At 41.2% G+C, this 20,067-nt stretch carries 18 protein-coding genes and 4 tRNA genes; 19 read left to right on the top strand and 3 right to left on the bottom strand.

The window, feature by feature from the left end:
- Positions 1-40 precede the first annotated feature (40 nt).
- Positions 41-1,663, bottom strand: coding sequence for a hypothetical protein (locus tag BEGALDRAFT_RS12255; protein WP_040294955.1), 1,623 nt, complete (start codon positions 1,661-1,663; stop codon positions 41-43).
- A 307-nt stretch (positions 1,664-1,970) separates the two neighbouring features.
- Here BEGALDRAFT_RS12255 and BEGALDRAFT_RS12250 point away from each other — a divergent pair, with 307 nt between their 5' ends.
- The 6 genes from BEGALDRAFT_RS12250 (at position 1,971) to BEGALDRAFT_RS12225 (ending at position 6,846) form a co-directional block, all read left to right on the top strand.
- Positions 1,971-2,834, top strand: coding sequence for a sulfurtransferase (locus BEGALDRAFT_RS12250; protein ID WP_002690420.1), 864 nt, complete (start codon positions 1,971-1,973; stop codon positions 2,832-2,834).
- A 34-nt stretch (positions 2,835-2,868) separates the two neighbouring features.
- A complete protein-coding gene (gene fae, locus BEGALDRAFT_RS12245; protein WP_002690414.1) occupies positions 2,869-3,402 on the top strand; it encodes a formaldehyde-activating enzyme in 534 nt (177 codons plus the stop codon).
- A gap of 448 nt (positions 3,403-3,850) precedes the next feature.
- A complete protein-coding gene (locus BEGALDRAFT_RS12240) occupies positions 3,851-4,177 on the top strand; it encodes an STAS domain-containing protein (protein WP_002690413.1) in 327 nt (108 codons plus the stop codon).
- Positions 4,178-4,197: 20 nt separating this feature from the next.
- Entirely contained in the window at positions 4,198-5,022 is an 825-nt protein-coding gene (locus BEGALDRAFT_RS12235) for a CheR family methyltransferase (RefSeq protein ID WP_198284640.1), read from the top strand.
- A gap of 62 nt (positions 5,023-5,084) precedes the next feature.
- Positions 5,085-5,708, top strand: a complete 624-nt coding sequence (cheD, locus tag BEGALDRAFT_RS12230) for a chemoreceptor glutamine deamidase CheD (protein ID WP_002690411.1) — start codon at positions 5,085-5,087, stop codon at positions 5,706-5,708.
- Between the two features lie 19 nt (positions 5,709-5,727).
- On the top strand, positions 5,728-6,846 hold the full coding sequence (locus tag BEGALDRAFT_RS12225; RefSeq protein WP_002690410.1) for a protein-glutamate methylesterase/protein-glutamine glutaminase: 1,119 nt from the start codon (positions 5,728-5,730) through the stop codon (positions 6,844-6,846).
- On the opposite strand, the gene BEGALDRAFT_RS12220 is transcribed toward BEGALDRAFT_RS12225, so the two are convergent.
- The gene (locus BEGALDRAFT_RS12220; protein WP_002690409.1) at positions 6,823-7,716 is read right to left on the bottom strand and encodes a PIG-L deacetylase family protein; all 894 of its coding nucleotides are present in this window, start codon (positions 7,714-7,716) and stop codon (positions 6,823-6,825) included. The genes BEGALDRAFT_RS12225 and BEGALDRAFT_RS12220 overlap by 24 nt on opposite strands.
- 27 nt (positions 7,717-7,743) lie before the next feature.
- Positions 7,744-8,778, bottom strand: coding sequence for a lipopolysaccharide heptosyltransferase I (waaC, locus tag BEGALDRAFT_RS12215; RefSeq protein ID WP_002690408.1), 1,035 nt, complete (start codon positions 8,776-8,778; stop codon positions 7,744-7,746).
- A 195-nt stretch (positions 8,779-8,973) separates the two neighbouring features.
- On the opposite strand from waaC, the gene BEGALDRAFT_RS12210 reads away from it, so the two are divergent.
- The 13 genes from BEGALDRAFT_RS12210 to ccmE all read left to right on the top strand — a co-directional run bounded on the left by BEGALDRAFT_RS12210 (position 8,974) and on the right by ccmE (position 20,049).
- Positions 8,974-9,049, top strand: a tRNA-Lys gene (locus BEGALDRAFT_RS12210).
- Positions 9,050-9,310: 261 nt separating this feature from the next.
- Positions 9,311-9,392: transfer RNA gene (locus tag BEGALDRAFT_RS12205), tRNA-Leu, on the top strand.
- 46 nt (positions 9,393-9,438) lie between these two features.
- A complete protein-coding gene (gene tig / locus BEGALDRAFT_RS12200; protein WP_002690407.1) occupies positions 9,439-10,764 on the top strand; it encodes a trigger factor in 1,326 nt (441 codons plus the stop codon).
- A gap of 10 nt (positions 10,765-10,774) precedes the next feature.
- Positions 10,775-11,416: an ATP-dependent Clp endopeptidase proteolytic subunit ClpP gene (gene clpP, locus BEGALDRAFT_RS12195; RefSeq protein WP_002690405.1), complete on the top strand. Its 642-nt coding sequence runs from the start codon at positions 10,775-10,777 to the stop codon at positions 11,414-11,416.
- Between the two features lie 72 nt (positions 11,417-11,488).
- Complete coding sequence (gene clpX, locus BEGALDRAFT_RS12190) at positions 11,489-12,772, top strand: ATP-dependent Clp protease ATP-binding subunit ClpX (protein ID WP_002690404.1); 1,284 nt, start codon at positions 11,489-11,491, stop codon at positions 12,770-12,772.
- A 132-nt stretch (positions 12,773-12,904) separates the two neighbouring features.
- Positions 12,905-15,349, top strand: a complete 2,445-nt coding sequence (lon, locus tag BEGALDRAFT_RS12185) for an endopeptidase La (protein ID WP_002690403.1) — start codon at positions 12,905-12,907, stop codon at positions 15,347-15,349.
- A gap of 142 nt (positions 15,350-15,491) precedes the next feature.
- Positions 15,492-15,764, top strand: a complete 273-nt coding sequence (locus tag BEGALDRAFT_RS12180) for an HU family DNA-binding protein (RefSeq protein ID WP_002690402.1) — start codon at positions 15,492-15,494, stop codon at positions 15,762-15,764.
- Positions 15,765-15,829: 65 nt separating this feature from the next.
- Positions 15,830-15,905, top strand: a tRNA-Val gene (locus tag BEGALDRAFT_RS12175).
- Between the two features lie 37 nt (positions 15,906-15,942).
- A tRNA-Asp gene (locus tag BEGALDRAFT_RS12170) sits at positions 15,943-16,019 on the top strand.
- Between the two features lie 421 nt (positions 16,020-16,440).
- Positions 16,441-18,423 carry a SurA N-terminal domain-containing protein gene (locus BEGALDRAFT_RS12165; protein ID WP_002690401.1) on the top strand — a complete coding sequence of 661 codons (1,983 nt, stop codon included), beginning with the start codon at positions 16,441-16,443 and terminating at the stop codon, positions 18,421-18,423.
- Between the two features lie 214 nt (positions 18,424-18,637).
- Entirely contained in the window at positions 18,638-19,408 is a 771-nt protein-coding gene (locus tag BEGALDRAFT_RS12160) for a heme ABC transporter permease (protein ID WP_002690400.1), read from the top strand.
- Between the two features lie 16 nt (positions 19,409-19,424).
- Positions 19,425-19,586, top strand: coding sequence for a heme exporter protein CcmD (gene ccmD, locus BEGALDRAFT_RS12155; protein WP_002690399.1), 162 nt, complete (start codon positions 19,425-19,427; stop codon positions 19,584-19,586).
- Positions 19,579-20,049, top strand: a complete 471-nt coding sequence (gene ccmE / locus BEGALDRAFT_RS12150) for a cytochrome c maturation protein CcmE (protein WP_002690397.1) — start codon at positions 19,579-19,581, stop codon at positions 20,047-20,049. The genes ccmD and ccmE overlap by 8 nt, the downstream gene beginning before the upstream one ends.
- The last annotated feature ends 18 nt before the right edge of the window (positions 20,050-20,067 follow it).

Here is a 20,067-nt window from a genome sequence, read left to right as displayed (position 1 = left end):
AGTGATTATTTTCGTGCCTTTCGTGCTTTTCGTGGACTGTTTACGGTGCTTTCAGTCTAATACCTGCGGCGCAAAGGGCAGCGGGTCCTGTTGCTAAGGGAGCTCCGTCATACAGTAAGTTATCAGGGTCGTTGAGTTCACAATGACCATTAATCGCGTCATAGCCTTCTCCGCATTTGATTTCAACATTACTCGGAATTTGTTCTGGTGCAGGCATGTTGCATATCATATTGTCTGTTATGTTTGGGTCAACAGGTTCAGAGGTTGCGGTAAAGTTGGCGAGGATTTTTAGTGTATTAACTGAGCGGGCAACTCGTTTTTCTACGCCTGCAAGGTAGCCTAAGAGTTGTATGCCATCAATTTGTAACCATGAGAATTCGTCACCACTGGCAGAAACATACATGGCATAGCGTTCAATCAAGTTTTCTTCTGAATATGTGGTTACGCCAAGACAGTTGCTGTCCACATAGTAAGCCCCTCTTACAAATTCGGTGGTTTTGGTAACGTTGTTGGTAAACACGGCAGTCACATTACCTTTTCCATCAAAGTATTCAAATCCTGTTTCTATCCAAAGTACACCTTGTTTAACCCCTTTTGATGCATAGGAATAAACGCCGTTCAGTGTTGCGGTGGAGCAGTGCATATTTGTCATGGGTGTTAATCGATGTTCTCGTCCCCCAAAGGATTCAGCGGGGACTTCACCTGCTGAGAGGTAGTAGAATTCATCGCCATTGGGTGCAACAAACATGGTGAATGAACTGCCATCTTCGTAAGTCACTTTTGCTTGACAGTTTGCATCAACATTGTATTTAGCATTCATACTTTGATAGGTTGCACGGTTGATGTTGTCGGTGTAAACGTTGGTTACGTTACCTTTGCCGTCGAAAATATCAAAGCCTAGTTCAACATAATCTTTTAGATAGTCACCTTGTCTGGTAAGACCATGAACAAGATAGGTATATGTTCCTTCAAGTAGTGCATTGTTACAAATAGCATCTGCACTGACTTCTATACTTTGGCTACCGAGTAGGTCTGCAACGGAGTAGCTATTGTTGTTCTCAACAACGGTATTAACATAACCATCACCGTTTGCATCGCCTTCAACCAGTCCATCGCCATTGACATCCTCATCATCCATATCAGATTTTTCACTGACTTTAAGGCGAACAGTACTTAATAATCCGCCATATCCGCCGTACCAATCGCTAACTTTTGTTGCATCGCCATTTGGTTTAACCAGCACAAGTCCTAATTCGTAAACACCTGTAGAAAGAGTGCTGGTGTCGATAGTGCTTTCAAAAAATTGCCCCTGAGCAGCAACAGGAATTGCCATTACGAAGGGAGATACGATAGTGGGGGATATCGCGCTGTCACCTGTTGAGAAATAGAGGAGGAGTTGTAGTTGTGCTGTTTTGTCTAGGAAGGGTTTTAAACTGTCAGGTAGATTAATGCTGATATTAATCGGGTCGCCAACATAGTAAATCAGTTGGTTGGTTAAGATTAATCCATCTCGTGAACTGGGTTTGCCGAGAACTTCATTAAGAACTTTTAACGGGGTATCTCTGCTTGATTGTGTCGTGATGTCCGTCGCAAAGGCAACGTAGTTGGTTGCGGGTAGTATGAATGCAATAACAAGGGATAGGGTTTTTAAGGTTCTTTTCATGATAAAGGCTGTCTTTTGCATCAATGCACTGAGGGAGGTCAGGCATTTTACTTGGTTGATTAGTCAGTGTATTTGAAATATTTTAATTAAATACAGTGTGTTACGCTGGCAATCATGGCATTGTTTTAGCCTATCGTCAATCAGTATCTAGGGGGGGAGTTCGCTATGTTGGCTCGTCCTTTTTGTGATTCTCCCTGATTCTTCGCTGAAATCCATTGAATGCCTTTGGCATGTGTTAGAGAATGGCAAGGTTATATTTACGATTCCCTATTTATCGAGTTACTTGCCTAAATGCTTGAGGAATGTCATGTATCAAACTTTAATTACGCCTGCACAGTTAATTGCCCATTTGGATAACCCGAATTGGGTTATTTTTGATTGTCGTTTTGCCATGACCCAACCTGAGTTAGGACATCAACAGTATTTGTCTGCACATATTCCTCATGCGCGTTATGCCGATTTAGATAAAGACCTTGCTTCGGCAAAGTCATCCGATACAGGACGGCATCCGTTACCTGCTCCGCATACGTTGGCACATAAGTTGGGTTTGTGGGGGGTGGATAAAAATACGCAGGTGATTGTTTATGATGATAGTGCAGGCAGTATTGCTGTTCGGTTATGGTGGTTATTGCGTTGGTTAGGTCATTCTTCGGTCGCGGTGTTGAGTGGGGGGTTTCCGCGTTGGCAAAAAGAGGGTTTACCTGTGAGTCATACACCATCGCATCCAACGCCGAAAACATTTGTTGCTCAACCTGATGATAGTTTATGGGTAACAACGCATGTTTTAGAAGAGCATTTAAAGTCGGGGGAGTGGTTGCTCATCGATGCACGTTCGCCTGAGCGTTTTCGCGGGGAGCAAGAGCCATTAGACCCTGTCGCGGGTCATATTCCTAGCGCAATTAATTTGCCATTTGCGGGGAATTTAGATGCGGATGGGAATTTTTTATCAGCAGATTTGTTGCGGCAGCGTTTTGCGCATTTGAATGGTCATCCTCATATTAAGCCTGATCATGTGATTCATTCTTGTGGGTCTGGGGTGACTGCGTGTCATAATTTATTGGCAATGGAAGCGGCGGGCTTGCTGGGTTCTAAGTTGTATGCAGGTTCATGGAGTGAGTGGATTACGGATAGTCAACGCCCTGTTGCGAAGGGTGAAGCAGTTTTTTTGTGAAAATGTTTTTTAATCCCATTGGAGGCTGTTGTAAATGTCTGAAAAAATTATATTTAAAACGGGAGAAGCAACTGTATTTGCATCTAATGATCAGGGTACAGATGCAATGCCAGAAATCATTATTGGGGATGTGAATGGACCTGTCGGTTATGCCTTTGCAAATTTGATGGGGCAAACTGAGGGGCATACACGGATGTTTGTGATTCGGGCATGTAATCAGCAAATTCGTCCTGCGGCGTTGATGGTGCCGAAGGTGACGATGAAGAGTATGGATTATGTAAATTTGTACGGCGGGGTTGTACAGGCAGCAACTGCGGATGCGATTTTAGATTGCGTGATTGAGGGGGTTATTCCGCGTGATCAAGTGAATAATCTTTGCATGATTATTATGGTTTGGATTGATCCTGCTTGTGTGAAAAATCCTGATGAGAAAGATTTGTATCGCACGAATTATGAGGCGACTAAGTTGGCAATTGCGCGTGCATTAAAAGACGAGCCTGACATCGATACATTGATTGCGAATCGTCATCAGATTAAGCATGAAATGTATGATCCTGATGTGAAGTAGTTTTTTAAAGTAGCGCGTTGCTTCATTAAAAGTGAGGTAGTGCGCTATTTTTTTAGCATTGTATGCTTATTTCTTAATTTGTGTTGTCGTGCACTTCGTTTAGTGACTTTAACCTGAGTTTTGCGAATTCCTTTTAAAAAGACAATAGCGTGTTTGAATCAGGATTTTCAGGATTAGCGGGATTTAAATGAATTATTCGCGTTAGTTTTTTGTTTAAGGGGTTTAAATCCTATCAATCCTGTTAAATCCTGAAAATTCTGATTCAGACAATTTTTTAATCTTATCTAGTGAATCCTGATGAAAAACAAGCAGGAAGAAACCAATTTATTAGATTAAAATAGCTATGGCTATTTTACGTCTGAAAATACAGCAAGCCTCTGTTTTAACTTTTTAATCTCGCCGAACTTAGGTTTATTAACAATTTTATTATTTAACCCATTGGTTTTGTATGACAACATCTACCCCTAATTCAATGTCTCTCATGTCTAGTGCAATGCCTGATAGTAATCGTCAGTGGGTCAGTATTACCCTAGAACAAACGGCAACATTAACGCAGTTAGAGCAGTTATATCAGCAATTACAGCAGAATATGGGAAAGCGGGTGCAGTTATGTGGGGGGAACGTGGAGCGGGTTGATACTGCAACATTGCAGTTGTTACTTGCGTTTATGTCTCAATCAACGGTAACTGTTGGCTGGCAGTCGCCTTCACCTGCCTTGTGTGAGGCGGCAATGTTATTGGGGTTGTCTGCTCAGCTAAATCTGCCGTTATCATGAGACAAGGTCATTGGGGGGGTATGGAACGTGAGTTCCATTTTACTCATCAGGATTTTGAACTATTGCGCGATTTGGTACGAGAGCAGACAGGGATTAATTTGTCAGACCATAAGCAGGAGATGTTATATAGTCGATTATCGCGTCGTTTGCGGGTGTTAAAATTAGATAGTTTTAGCCGTTATTATCAGTTGTTACGCAGTGGCGATACTGAGGAGTTAATTCATTTTGTCAACGCGATTACGACGAATTTAACGGCATTTTTTCGTGAGCCTTATCATTTTGAATTTTTAGCCAAGCATATTTTGCCTGATTTATGTGTAAAGAATCTTGCAACCCGTCGAATTCGTATCTGGTCGGCAGGCTGTGCGAGTGGGGAAGAAGCATATTCGATTGCGATGGTGGTTAAGGAAACCATGCCTCAAGGGTGGGATGTGAAAATTTTGGCAACAGATTTAGATTCTAATGTGTTGCAAAAAGCCGTCGATGGGATTTATGAGGAAGATCGTTTAAATGGGTTGTCGCCTGAGCGGTTGCATCGTTGGTTTAAACGGGGAACAGGTGGATATAGTGGTCGGGTGCTTGTAGTTCCCGAATTAAAAGAGTTAATTCGCTTTAATCAATTAAATTTAATGGATAGTTGGCCCATGCATGGTCCTTTAGATTTAATTTTTTGTCGAAATGTCGTGATTTATTTTAATAAAGACACGCAACGGGTTTTATTTGATCGGTTTGCAGATTTGTTGGGAATGGAACGATATTTATTTGTCGGTCATTCAGAAAATTTGTTTCAGTTAAGTCAACGTTTTCGTTTATTACAGAGAACGATGTATATTAGGACTTGTTAATTTAACGCGGTTAGTGTTAGCAAGTCGTTTTATTTATTGTACGACCTTTTCAGATATTCAGAATGCCTCCAGAGCCACCACGTACTTTACCCGGTTATGAGCATATCAAACGTTACTGGGATTATCATATTCATGCACATATCGCAAAAATATTGCCTGGTGAATCATATGTAACCCGCCATGATGAGATTATCACAACGGTGGTGGGGTCTTGTGTCTCCGCTTGTATTCGGGATGTCGTGAATAATATTGGGGGAATGAATCATTTTATGTTGCCTGCACAGCAGTTAAATTCGTCAGAGTGGGAGGCAACTCATGTGAGTGCTGCCATGCGTTATGGGAATTATGCAATGGAGCATGTGGTGAACGAGATTTTAAAGTATGGGGGAAAACGTCAGTATTTGGAGGTGAAGTTATTCGGGGGGGGGCAAATTATGAAGAATATGGCAAATATCGGACAACAAAATATTGAGTTTGTTAGAAACTATGTGCGCTTAGAAGGATTAAAATTAGTTGCGGAAGATTTGGGCGATATTTATCCGCGTAAAATCATGTTTTATCCGCTTACAGGTTTAGTGAGAATTAAAAAATTACGGGCGATGGAGCAGGCTATCCTCGAACGGGAAAAAATGTATCAGTCCAACTTGCAAAAACAACCTGTGGGCGGAGACGTGGATTTATTTTAATCATGATTGAGGCAATCAAGTGGCTAAAATACGGGTTTTAGTGGTCGACGATTCTGCACTGATGCGTCAGATGTTGAGCAAAATTATCAATGCAACCCCTGATTTAGAGGTCGTTGGTACGGCTGGTGACCCTTATATTGCTAAACGGAAGATTAAAGAGTTAAATCCTGATGTTTTAACCTTGGATGTGGAAATGCCACGTATGGATGGCTTGGCATTTTTGCGTAATTTAATGCGCTTGCATCCTATGCCTGTGGTGATGGTTTCAGCGTTAACAGAGAAAGGCGCAGACACGACGTTACAAGCGTTAGAGTATGGGGCGATTGATTACGTTTCTAAGCCTAAAATTGATATTGCAGATACTTTTTACGAATATGCTAATGAAATTAACGGCAAAATTAGAATGGCGGCAGAGGCAAAAGTTCGTCCATTGATAGATAATAAAAAATTAGTGCCAGTACTTGCGACCTTAAAAGTCGCGCCTAAATTTTCTGCCGATATCATTTTAGAAAGTACCCCCCCCGCTTTTTCCCGCCATTTTAAAACCACTGAAAAAATTGTTGCGATTGGTGCATCTACTGGGGGGACTGAGGCGATTAAAACCTTATTGATGGGAATGCCTGCAAATGCGCCTGGTATTGTGATTAGTCAACATATCCCAGCGGCGTTTAGTACTTCATTCACGCATCGGATGAACCAAATTTCCGCCATGCAGGTTTTGGAGGCGAAAGAAGGAGATGTGATTTTACCAGGTCATGTCTATATTGCCCCTGGTAGTAGTCATCATTTATTAGTCGTTCGTGATGGAGCGCGTTATGTCTGTCATTTGGATGATGGACAGCCTGTAAATCGTCATCGCCCTTCCGTCGATGTTTTATTTCGTTCCATTGCGCAAAATGTAGGACCTAACGCGATAGGCGTGATTTTAACGGGTATGGGGGATGATGGGGCGCGGGGCATGAAAGAAATGCACGATGCAGGGGCTTTAACCATCGCACAGGATAAGGAAAGTAGTATCGTTTGGGGAATGCCTGGTGAAGCAGTTAACTGGGGCGGTGTTGACTTTATTCTGCCGTTACAGTCAATCACGCCCAAAATTTTATTTTTATGCGAATCACGCGACAAGTTTATGCAGTAATCTTTTTAATAATCGCCAATGCTGTTTAAAGGCACGTAATGGATAAGTAACGCGCCATGAAGTGCTGTAATAAACCCGCTCTAATGTATGTGTCTGTTCTGTCAATCGCTGTGCTTGCTCAGTTAATTGTCGCGCCATTTGTGACATGATGGTTGTTTGACGGCTTTCGCCAAACTCTCGGAATGGATTTTCTCGCCAATTTGCATGGGTTAAAACGTAATAAGCTTCTGCTGCAATCACAGTGACAGGCAGGGTATAGCTACGATAGACATTTAAGCCGTATAAATGTCGCCCATAATCCTGAATGGATAATTGTGAGCTAAAGCAATTTGTTGCTTGCTGTTTACGGTCTAAATACGGAGTAATATCCAACAGTTGATTAGGGCGCAAAGGCATACCAATTTCATACATAATGTAAGTAATTGGTAATTGCGCTAAAAGTGAAAGCGCAAGTTGTGCACAAGCATAGTGGTCGGGATGAATTTCTGCGGGAGAAGGTGCGTAAATCTGTTGAATCTGATTTGTAGTTATAAAATCGCGTAGCTTTTCGATGAGTTGTGAATCAACTTGTAAGTGACGGTCAGGAATTTCCCAAAATAGTGGTTCTCCATATCCCAAGTGTTTTGCGGCTTGGCGACTCTCTGCTTGACGTAATTGAATATAAGCCCGACGTGCATCCTCATCAGCGTGAGTTGTTGCAGCACTACCATCCGTTAAAATAATGACCCGTACCGTATTACCCTGTGCAATGTGTTGCATGATTGCACCACCACAACCAAACACTTCATCATCTGGGTGTGGCGCAAGCACTAAAATAGTGCCTTGTGGTAAAGTTTGGGTCGCTTGATAAGGAATAAAGAAGGATTCCATAAAATAATGAGGTGTTTTCTGATTAGCTTAAGGTGAATGAGTTAATAAATGTTGTGCGATTTCCCAAATTTTTTGGGGAGGCAATTGCGCATAACAAGCGGGATAAACGGGGGCACTTTCTTTATAACGGCAGCGTTTCTGTAAACAGGGAGAGCAAGCAAACTCGGTTTGCAAGGTCACTTGATTGAGACCAACTGTCCCAGTCCATGCAGGTTGGGTCGCACCATAAAGCGTTATCGCAGGAACATTTAACGCAGCGGCTAAATGCGCTAATCCTGTATCAACGCCAATCACTAATTGCGCTTGCAATAATTCCTTTGCCATATCAGTGAGCGAACCTTTAGGAATTAAATGGATATGTTCAGGATTATTACCACGAATTTTTTCTGCAATATTTTGTTCTATCGCATTTCCATAAGGTAAACGCACTTGTAACCCTGCTTGTACCGCTAAACTTGCCAGTATAAACCAATACGCCTCAGGATATTGCTTGCTTGACCATGTTGTACCATGTAGAAAAATCACGGTTGGCTGAGTATTTAAAGTTTTAAAAGGCTTAAAAAAATCTTGAATACCATAATCAGGCATCGCTTCAGGCAATGGATAGTCAAAGATGGCAGCAAATAGTTGACGTAATCGTGTAACGGCGTGTTGATTCCATGCGACAGCGTAGCGTTGATGATAAAGCAAACTAGCCAATGGCTCGCGTGCAGATGACCAATTAAGCCCAACCCGTTTGCCGTTTGCTTGATATGCTATCAACGCACTTTTTAATAAACCTTGTGCATCAATAATATAATCATAACGGCATTGTTGTAGGCTCTCTTTAAAATACCGCCATTGCCCGCTACGAATTGCCTGTTTAACATTGCTACGCCAACGGCGCACAGCGGAAGGAATCACTTGTTTAACCGCAGGATGCCACGTCGGAATTTCTTTAAACGCCTCCTCAACAACCCAATCACATTGCAAATGGGGCAGTTGTTGATAAGCATCGGTCAAAGCGGGTAAGGTATGAATCACATCGCCCAGCGAGGAGGTCTTAACCAGTAAAATACGCATAAATTGTGAGACAAGAAAACTAGAAATTAGGATGCATCCTACAATAAATAAATTAAAAACATCACCTGAAATTTATAAAAAATTAATAATTTTAATTAGATAAAAATAAAACAGTAAAATGCAGAACAATCAACTTCCAGCAAAATGCCTGTTGTCTATCAGAAAAAAATATAGTAGTATTTGGCTCTTTATTAAGGGCTGTTAGCTCAGCTGGTAGAGCAGCTGACTCTTAATCAGCGGGTCGTAGGTTCGAAACCTACACAGCCCACCAGAATTTATCTACCCAGCCTCCTTGCTGGGTTTCGTTTTTTAGTATCATTTAGGTATGGTCGCTTAAGATAACGCTTCCCAATCAACCATAGAAAAGCTGTGTACTCCTGCTTAAAGATACAACATGCGACTTGTCCCAATAACGGACAGTCTCCCTGCCTTAAAAGTTTGCCTGACAGTGGTAAGACCATCATTCAGCGCAATGTTCAGGTATACAGCGAGCGACTGTATTGCTATTGTTAATTTATTAATGTCTTTTTATGCGAAAGTGGCGAAACTGGTAGACGCGCTGGATTTAGGTTCCAGTGGGGTAACCCATAAGAGTTCGAGTCTCTTCTTTCGCATACCCCTTCTTCTCTATACGATTCCAACAAGAGGTTACAATACAACATGCAAGTGTCAGTAGAAACTACCAGTACGTTAGAACGCCGTATGACCATCGGTGTTCCTAAAGAACGGATTGAAGAAAAAATTCAAAGCCGTATCAAGGAGTTGTCACATACTGTAAAGGTGAATGGTTTTCGTCCCGGTAAGATTCCCTTGCGTGTCGTTGAGCAAAAATTCGGTGGACAAGTCCGCCAAGAAGTCATTGGTGAACTCATTGAAAGCAGCTTTAAAGAAGCTATAGAACAAGAAAAACTCCATCCTGTTGGACAGCCCAAAATTGATTTAAAAAGTAATTTAACCGATTTTTCTCAAGATTTAGCCTATACCGCTGATTTTGAAATTTTCCCTGAAATTAGTGCTGTCAATATCGATAACCTCAACATTGAAAAACCTGTTGCTGAAGTAACTCAACCAGACATCGACAAAATGTTAGAAAAGTTACGGAAACAACGCCAAGATTGGGAAAATATAGATGCCCCTGCGGAAAAAGATTCCCAAATCACCATTGATTTTGTTGGCACTGTAGATGGAAATCCCTTTAAAGGCAATGAAGCAAAAGCATTACGCTTGGTTTTAGGGGATGAACGCACCAATAATATCCTGCCTAATTTCAGTGAAGCCATGTTAGGTGTGCGTGCTGGAGATACGCGAGAAGTCGATATATCCTTCCCAGCGGAACACACAAATAGTGAAATTGCTGGAAAAACAGTTCATTTTGTTGTCCAAGTTCACGAAGTCGCAAAACCTAAATTACCCGAAATTAATGAAGACTTCATTAAATCTCTTGGGGTTGCTTCAGGTGAATTAGATGCACTCTATAAAGAAGTGCGTGACAATATGGAGCGTGAGCTGAAGTTTGCTGTTACAAACAAGGTTAAACAGCAAGTATTAGAAATCCTGTTAAAAAACAATCCGCTTGAAGTACCTAAAGCCATGGTTGCCCATGAAACACAACGCATGGTACAAAACATGCTTCAAGAGCTACGCGACGCAGGTATGAATAGCAATGTTCAACCAGAGCCCGCCATGTTTGAAGAACGGGCACAACGTCGTGTTCGCTTAGGCATGTTAATGTCTGAATTAGTTCGCGCCAATAACATTAAAGTGCGTGCAGACAAAGTACGGGAAATGATTGAAACCGTTGCATCTACCTACGAAGAACCTGAAGTCGTTATTAAGTGGTACTATGCAGACCCTCAACGATTAGAACAAGTTGAATCTGTCGTTTTAGAAGAGCAAATCGTTGAGTGGTTAGTCGAGAAAGCACAAGTGACCGAAATACCCATGTCATTTGATGCAGTGATGGAACAACACGAAAACAACAAGTAGGCGGTACGTCATGAAAGACAGGATAATATCGGATATTCAAGCAGCAGGGAATTTAGTTCCTATCGTTGTCGAACAGTCAGCCAGAGGCGAACGGTCATATGATATTTATTCTCGCCTCTTAAAAGAACGATTAATTTTCCTTGTAGGACAAGTTGAAGACTACATGGCTAATCTTATCGTTGCCCAGCTGTTATTTTTAGAATCAGAAAATCCCGACAAAGATATTCACTTATATATCAACTCCCCAGGCGGCTCTGTGACGGCGGGCATGTCTATTTACGATACTATCCAATTCATCAAGCCTAATGTAAGCACTCTTTGCATTGGACAAGCCTCCAGTATGGGCGCGCTACTCCTCGCAAGCGGTGCTGCAGGCAAACGCTATTGTTTACCTCATTCTCGTGTCATGATTCACCAACCATTAGGTGGCTTCCAAGGGCAAGCGACCGATATTGATATTCATGCCCGTGAAATCTTGAAAGTCCGCGATCGTTTGAATAATATCCTAGTTAAACATACAGGTCAGCCTTTAGAAACCATCGCCCGTGATACCGATAGAGATAACTTCATGTCGGCTGATGAAGCAATGAAATATGGCTTAATTGACGCTGTATTAACCACGCGACAAGCCCTTGCCGCTCCTAAACCGTAAGATTGTATGTATAAGTGGCATGATGTCATTAAGATGCCCGTTTTATGCAGTCCCTAATTGAGGTGACTCACAATGAGTGATGATAGAAAAGCCAGACATGGCAGTGATGACCGCTTACTCTATTGTTCTTTTTGTGGTAAGAGCCAGCATGAAGTTCGTAAACTGATTGCAGGCCCTTCCGTTTTTATTTGCGACGAATGCGTTGAACTTTGTAACGATATTATTCGTGAAGAAGTTCAGGAACACGCAGATGCAAATGCACGTCGCAAACTTCCAACGCCACATGAAATTCATCAACATTTAGATGAGTATGTGATTGGACAAGAACACGCCAAAAAGGTTTTGTCTGTTGCTGTCTATAATCACTACAAACGGGTTGAAACCCAACTGAACAAGAAAAATGAAGTAGAAATTGCCAAAAGCAATATTCTCCTCATTGGTCCTACAGGTTCAGGTAAAACCCTGCTAGCTGAGACACTTGCGCGTTTTCTCAACGTGCCCTTTACCATGGCAGATGCAACAACCTTAACCGAAGCAGGTTATGTCGGTGAGGATGTAGAAAACATCATTCAAAAACTCTTACAAAAGTGTGATTATGATGTAGAAAAGGCACAAACAGGCATTATTTACATCGACGAAATCGATAAAATTTCTCGTAAATCAGATAATCCCTCAATTACGCGAGATGTTTCTGGCGAAGGGGTACAACAAGCCCTATTAAAACTCATTGAAGGGACAATCGCCTCTGTTCCACCCCAAGGCGGCAGAAAACATCCCCAACAAGAGTTTTTACAAGTTGATACCACCAACATGCTCTTTATTTGTGGTGGTGCATTTGCAGGGTTAGAAAAAGTTATCCGTGCCCGTTCAGAAAAAAGCGGTATTGGTTTTTCTGCGGAAGTCCGTAGCAACGATGATAAACGCAATATTACCGAACTCCTACACGGCGTAGAGCCAGAAGACCTAATTAAATACGGTTTAATTCCCGAATTTATTGGTCGTTTACCCATTATCACAACCTTAGAAGAACTGACAGAAGAACAACTGGTCAAAATTCTGGTTGAACCTAAAAATGCACTGACCAAACAGTATATTAAATTGTTTGAGATGGAAGGGGCAAAATTAGAGTTTCGTGATGAAGTCCTCAAAGCTATTGCCCGTAAAGCCCTTGCTCGCAATACAGGTGCACGTGGACTACGTTCTATCTTAGAAAATATTCTATTAGAAACCATGTACGATCTGCCCTCTATGGAAAACGTGGCGAAAGTCATCGTTGATGAAACAGTCATTGAAGGCGAATCAAAACCACTTATTTTATACAAGAACACAGAAAAGCAACGTGTTGCATCTGATTAGTGCCCGTAAAAACTCAGGCAGTGATGCCTGAGAGCCTTGAATTGTCTAGGCGTAGCACTACTATCAAGAACAGTGGTTTTTACTGTTTCTTTCGGGTGCGTGTGTCGCATCTGAATATATAGAGGATTCTTTATGGCGTACGATGACAAAACCTCAGAAGTGATCGAGGATCAACGCTTAGTGTTGCCAGTGTTACCATTACGGGATGTCGTCGTTTATCCCCACATGGTTATCCCACTCTTTGTAGGGCGTGCAAAATCCATTCATGCCCTTGAACAAGCCATGAAAACAGATAAACAAATTCTGTTAGTGGCACAAAAAAATGCAGCCGAAGACGAACCCAATATTGAAGATATTTATCGTATTGGTACCGTTTCTAATATCTTGCAACTCCTGAAATTACCTGATGGAACTAGCAAAGTTTTAGTAGAGGGAGGAGAGCGCGCTAAAATTATCAATTTCTTATCTGTTGATGATATGTTCTCTGCGCAAGTAATGCCCTTAGCCTCTTCAGAAGGAAATGAACGCGAGGTTGAAGTCTTAGCCCGTTCAATTACTTCTCACTTTGATCAATACATCAAACTCAACAAAAAAGTTCCACCCGAAATCCTCAGTTCTTTATCCAGTATTGATGAACCCAGCCGTTTAGCAGATACCATTGCTGCTCATATGGCAATTAAAATCGAAGAAAAACAAAAGATTTTAGAAATCACTAATATTAGAGATCGTTTAGAACACCTCATTGCCCTGATGGAATCCGAAATCGATTTGCTCCAAATTGAAAAGCGGATACGGAAACGTGTCAAAGGGCAAATGGAAAAGAGTCAGCGCGAATACTATTTGAATGAGCAAATGAAAGCCATTCAAAAAGAATTAGGCGAATTAGAAGAAGTTCCTAGTGAAATCGACGAATTGACCCGTAAAATTGAAGAAGCGGGTATGCCTAAAGAAGCAAAAGCAAAAGCTTATAATGAGTTAAACAAGCTCAAGTTGATGTCTCCAATGTCGGCTGAGGCAACGGTCGTGCGCAACTATATTGATGTACTCGTCAATGTTCCATGGCGCAAACGTTCAAAAATTAGTCGTGACATTGCCAAAGCGGAAAAGATTTTAGAAGCTGATCATTATGGTTTAGAAAAGGTCAAAGAACGCATTTTAGAATACTTAGCTGTGCAACAACGGGTTAACAAACTTAAAGGACCAATTCTTTGCCTTGTTGGTCCCCCTGGTGTTGGTAAAACTTCACTTGGTCAATCCATTGCACGTGCAACAAACCGCAAATTTATCCGTATGGCATTAGGTGGTGTACGTGATGAAGCAGAAATTCGTGGGCATCGCCGTACTTACATCGGCTCTATGCCAGGTAAAATCGTACAAAACCTTGTTAAAGTTGGCACACGTAATCCCCTCTTTTTACTGGATGAAGTGGACAAGATGGCAATGGATTTCCGTGGGGATCCAGCATCTGCCTTACTAGAAGTGTTAGACCCCGAACAAAATCATACATTCAACGATCATTATTTAGAAATCGACTATGATTTGTCCGATATTATGTTCGTTGCGACGGCAAACACGCTGAATATTCCTGCTGCCCTGCTGGATCGTATGGAAGTTATTCGTCTTTCAGGTTATACCGAAGATGAAAAGGTCAATATCGCGCTTAACTACCTTATTAACAAGCAGCTTAAAAATAATGGGTTAAAGAAAGAAGAAATCAGCATCAATGAAGCGGCAATTCGTGATATTGTGCGTTTTTACACCCGTGAAGCAGGCGTGCGTAATTTAGAACGCGAAATTGCTAAATTATGCCGTAAAGTCGTCAAAGAGATTTTACTAAAACCGACAGTGAAAAAAATCACCATTACGCCACGTAATTTAGAAAAATATCTTGGCGTACAACGTTTCCGCTATGGTCGTGCCAAAGAAGAAGACCGTATTGGACAAGTCACTGGCTTGGCATGGACAGAAGTTGGGGGTGATTTATTAACCATTGAAACAGCAATCATGCCAGGTAAAGGCAAACTGTCATATACAGGACAGTTAGGCGATGTGATGCAAGAGTCTATTCAAGCCGCCATGAGTGTTGTGAGAAGTCGCGCTGATTCTTTAGGAATTACCAACGACTTTTATCAGAAATATGACTTACATATTCATGTCCCTGAAGGAGCTACACCTAAAGATGGTCCTAGCGCAGGGATTAGTATGTGTACGGCTATTGTCTCTATATTGACGAATATTCCTGTAAAAGCTGACGTTGCCATGACAGGAGAAATCACACTACGGGGCGAAGTTTTACCCATTGGCGGGCTGAAAGAAAAACTGCTTGCCGCGTTACGGGGCGGAATTCGAACCGTGTTGATCCCTGATGAAAATAAACGCGAACTGCAAGAAATACCTGATAATATAAAGAAAAATATTGATATTCATCCAGTAAAATGGATTGATGAAGTATTGGAAATCGCTTTACAGCACATGCCAACACCTTTGGCAACTCGTGAAGAAGAAGCGGTAGGAGAAGAACAAACTGTGGTAGAAGCCACGAATATTCAGAAAAAACAGAGTGTACAAACACATTAACGTGATACAATGAGGGCAGATTGCCTAGGCAATCTGCCTGTTTTGTCTTAAGGCATGTTTATTGCCTATGTGTTTGGTTGAATGGTAAATTTAAGCATTTCTTGATGTTAACTTCTTAATCCACGTAAAACGGGGGAAAATAATGAACAAATCGGAACTCGTTCAGGCAGTCGCTGAATCTATTGATATTCCTAAAACAACAGCCGCAAAAGCTGTTGATGCAGTACTGGATAGTATCAAAAAGGCTTTAACAGAAAATGACACTGTCACGTTAATCGGGTTTGGGACATTTACCGTACGTGAACGTGCTGCACGGACAGGACGTAATCCACGGACAGGCAAGCCATTGGATATTAAAGCGGCAAAAGTGCCTGTCTTTAAACCAGGCAAAGCACTGAAAGATTCTGTGAATTAATTTTAAAAAAACTTGCAATATCGTTTTTATGTGTCTATAATGTGTTCTTCATTGATTGGTTAAGTGGGTGTTTAGCTCAGTTGGTAGAGCATCGCCCTTACAAGGCGGGGGTCGGGGGTTCAAGCCCCTCAACACCCACCAATTAAGATAAAGAAGAATAAATTTAGTCCAGATTTTTGGAGCGGTAGTTCAGTTGGTCAGAATACCGGCCTGTCACGCCGGGGGTCGCGGGTTCGAGCCCCGTCCGCTCCGCCAATTATTCGCAAAAGGTGCATTTTATATGCACCTTTTTTTTTGGGTCGTGCTAAACAAGTCGGTTTTTACTCATTTAAAGCCCTGCTTGTTTAGCACTATCAAAAAATACACCATTCTTGTGTTATACCAATTGTTTCATCTGTTTTTTAACGTATATTCAATTAATCCTTATCGCACTAACTTCTCTTTGTGATTTCCTAAGATGACCCAATATCGCATACTCAAAATGCATTCCTGTCATCATTCAAGTAACTTATCACAGAATGCTCGTTTTACTCACTCAATCAACTTATAAATATTGTAAAATGTCATTATTTTCTCAGTGAGAAACTGGATGTTACAGTATTTTATAAAAATACAGCGACTATAAGCTTGCAATATACAGATAATTATTGATTTTTTAACCTAATGGGAGACACTCATGCTACAAGGTATGCGTGCAGGTATTCAAGGGTGGTTAGGATGGGCATTAATTGTCATCATTTCCATACCTTTTGCATTGTGGGGGATTCAAGAATATTTAAGTCCTTCACGCGATATTGCTATTGCTGAAGTCAATGGCGTAGAAATTTCTAATCAAAGTTTTGAACAAGCATTTGATCAACAAAAACGTCAATTGCGTAACATGATGCAACAGGCAGATTTATCCTTTATGGATGCGCAAATCCGCCAAGACACACTGAATCGTTTGATTGAACAAGAAATTTTGTTACAAACAGCAGCAGACCATGGCATGAGAATTGGCGATATGATGCTAGCGCAACGCATTCATCAATTCCCCATGTTTCAACAAACGGGGATGTTTTCCCAACCGCTGTATGAACAGGCTTTACGAACACAAGGCATGAATCCGACAGGATTTGAATTTGAAATGCGTCGTTCTTTATTAACGACACAGCTACAGGATGGCATCACCAATACTGCATTTGTAAGCCCAGCCGAAGTAACCAATCGGATGCAACTGGAGAAACAACAACGTTCTGTCAGCTATCTCACCATTCCGACAAGCCGTTTTGTGGATAAAGTCAGCATTGATGATGCTGAAATTAATAAGTATTATCAAGAGCATCCTGATTCTTACAAAACCCCTGAACAAGTCAGTATTGAATATATTGAATTATCTCAAGCTGATTTAGCCAATACGCAAAATATCAGCGAAGATACCTTAAAGGCGCAGTATCAAGAGCGTCTCGCCTCGTTTACAACATCTGGTCAATGGCAGGCTAAACACATTTTAATTGAAGTCCCTACTGATGCCACCGCTGACAAAGTCACTGAAGCGGAGAAAAAAGCAACTGATATTCTTGGTAAAATCAAGAGTAAAGAAAAAACTTTCGATGAAATGGCTAAGGAATTTTCCAGCGATACCAGTAATAAAGATAAAGGCGGGGATTTAGGTTGGTTTGGTGAGGGCTTTATGGTGAAACCGTTTGAAGATGCTGTAAAAGCCATGAAAGTGGGCGATTTAAGCGACAAACCTGTTAAAACGCAATTTGGTTTTCACCTTATTCAGTTGGTCGATGCAAAACCAACGGTAACAAAACCTTTTGAGGCGGTTCGCGAAGAATTGTTGAAAAAAGTACAACAAGAAGAAGCCGAACAGGCATTTTATGCACACGCCGAACAAATGGCTGATTTAGCATTTGAAAATCCCAATAGTTTGCAAGCCATTGCAGATACTTTAAAACTCCCTATCAAAACAACCGATTTATTTGCTAAAACAGTTGTTGCTGAAAAAGATAGCTTTTTATCTAATCAAAAAGTGATTGAAGCGGCTTTTAGTCCACAAGTGTTAGATAATCGTTATAACAGCGAAGTGTTAGAGTTAGATAAGCCCCAACACATTGCCGTTATTCGTTTAAAAGAGCATAAACCCGCGCAGCTCCGTCCTTTAGAAGAAGTAAAAGCCGACATTACTACACAGTTGAAACAAGACAAAGGTCGTAAAGAAGCAGAGAAATTAGGGGGAGAATTACTGGCTGCCTTACAAAAAGGTGAAAATCCTGATGCTTTGTTCAAAAAATATGAATTACAAGCGCAACCTGCGCAATGGATAGAACGGCAAAACACGACTTTAGGGCATCCTGACATTGTGCGAGAAGCCTTCAAGATGGGACATCCTGCGGATAAACAAGCTTTATATCAAGGTATTGCTTTAAATAATGGTGATTACGCGCTCATCATTTTGTTAGCAGTCAAAGCAGGTGAAATGCCTAATATTGTGACAGCAACAAATGGTACAGCAGATAATGCTCAACCTACAGAAAATCCAGAATTGGAGCGGTTAAAAACACAGGCAAAACGCGCACTTGGTGATACTGTATTTAAACAGTTATTAGCTGAAATGAAAGTGAGCGCGAATATTGTAGTTCATCAAAATCGACTTGTGGAAAGAACACAATAAGCCTGTTGTAACTGTGGTATAACACAGATTTTTGTGAGGGATATGGTTGCTTGCTGACCATATCCTTTATTTTTGCCTATGACTATCTGCATTAAATTTTAGTTAATTGCGTGTGCTGTGTGAGTCAATTACAGTATGTTCTTCAGTCCGATTTAAGCACTATCATCTATACTTCATTCTTGCAAATTGATTTATTACTCATCATTTATATACTATGTGGGCATTTTTACATAAACTCTCCTCCCCGCCTTATTTCTACAGTTTTGCAGGTCGTGTTATTCCTTACTTAGCATGGACTTGTACTGTCTTATTGCTGATTGGTTTATATCAAGCCTTAATTGTTGCGCCTGTTGACTATCAGCAAGGACATAGTTATCGGATTATGTTTGTCCATGTTCCATCTGCATGGATGGGCATGTTTATTTATGCATTTATGGCTGTTTCTGCCGCAATTGGTATTATTTGGAAGATTAAACTAGCAGACATTATGGCTGCTTGTGCCGCACCAATTGGGGCATCTTTTGCATTTTTAGCACTGGTAACAGGTTCTTTATGGGGAAAACCCATGTGGGGTACATGGTGGGCATGGGATGCACGCTTAACTTCCACATTAATCATGTTTTTCCTATATTTAGGTATTATTGCTTTAAACTCAGCGATTGAGGATAAACGCAACGCGGCGCGTGCTAGCGGGATTTTAGCCATTGTGGGCGCGGTGAATTTACCGATTATTAAATTTTCCGTTGACTGGTGGAATAGCTTACATCAAGGCTCAACAATCAGTATTTTAAAGATGAAATCAAATATTGATATTAATATGTTGATTCCTTTGTTAATTATGGTCTTTGCTTTTCAAATTTTCTTTGCTTTAGTGTTACTCATGCGTGCACGCAATGAAGTGTTAGAACGAGAAAAAAATAGCAAATGGGTTAGTGTACTATTTACAGCAACTCCTCATTTACCCGCAGAAAAATCTACAACTTAATCAGGAGGCAAAACGCATGAGTGAGTTTTTTAACATGGGGGGGTACGCCTTTTATGTGTGGACAAGTTACGGTTTAGCATTCATTGTGATAACTGCTAATGTCATTGTTCCTCTCAATCACAAACGCGAGTTATTGCAAAGCCTTACCCGACGGATGAGAAGGAAAGAAAATGGCTAGTTTTATCACCATGAATAAAAAGCATAAACAACGGTTTTTTATTGTGTTACTCGTTATTGTTGGGGTCAGCGCGACGGTAGGACTCGCTATTAGTGCATTCAGTGAAAACATGCTTTACTTTTTCACGCCTAGCGAGATTTTAGATGGTAAAGCCCCTGCGGATAAAACGATTCGAATCGGTGGCATGGTCACAACAGGCAGTTTGCAACGTTCATCAGAAAGCCTGACCGTTAAATTTACCGTGACCGATACAGTAAAAACGATGCCCGTTGAATATACAGGAATTTTACCTGATTTATTTCGTGAAGGACAAGGCGTTGTCGCTATCGGTCAATTAAATACTAATGGTGTTTTTCAAGCCTCTGAAGTATTAGCCAAACATGATGAAAAATATATGCCTCCTGAAGCGGCTGCCGCTATCAAAGCGGCTCAATTAGAAAAAGCCAAAGCCCCGCAAGAATAAGCTATCTTCCCCTTTTTT

The organism is Beggiatoa alba B18LD, assembly GCF_000245015.1.
In the GTDB taxonomy this organism is placed as follows: Bacteria; Pseudomonadota; Gammaproteobacteria; order Beggiatoales; family Beggiatoaceae; genus Beggiatoa; species Beggiatoa alba.
The sequence above is the reverse complement of the archived record's forward strand: the minus strand, read 5'-3'. Positions and strand labels throughout refer to the sequence as shown.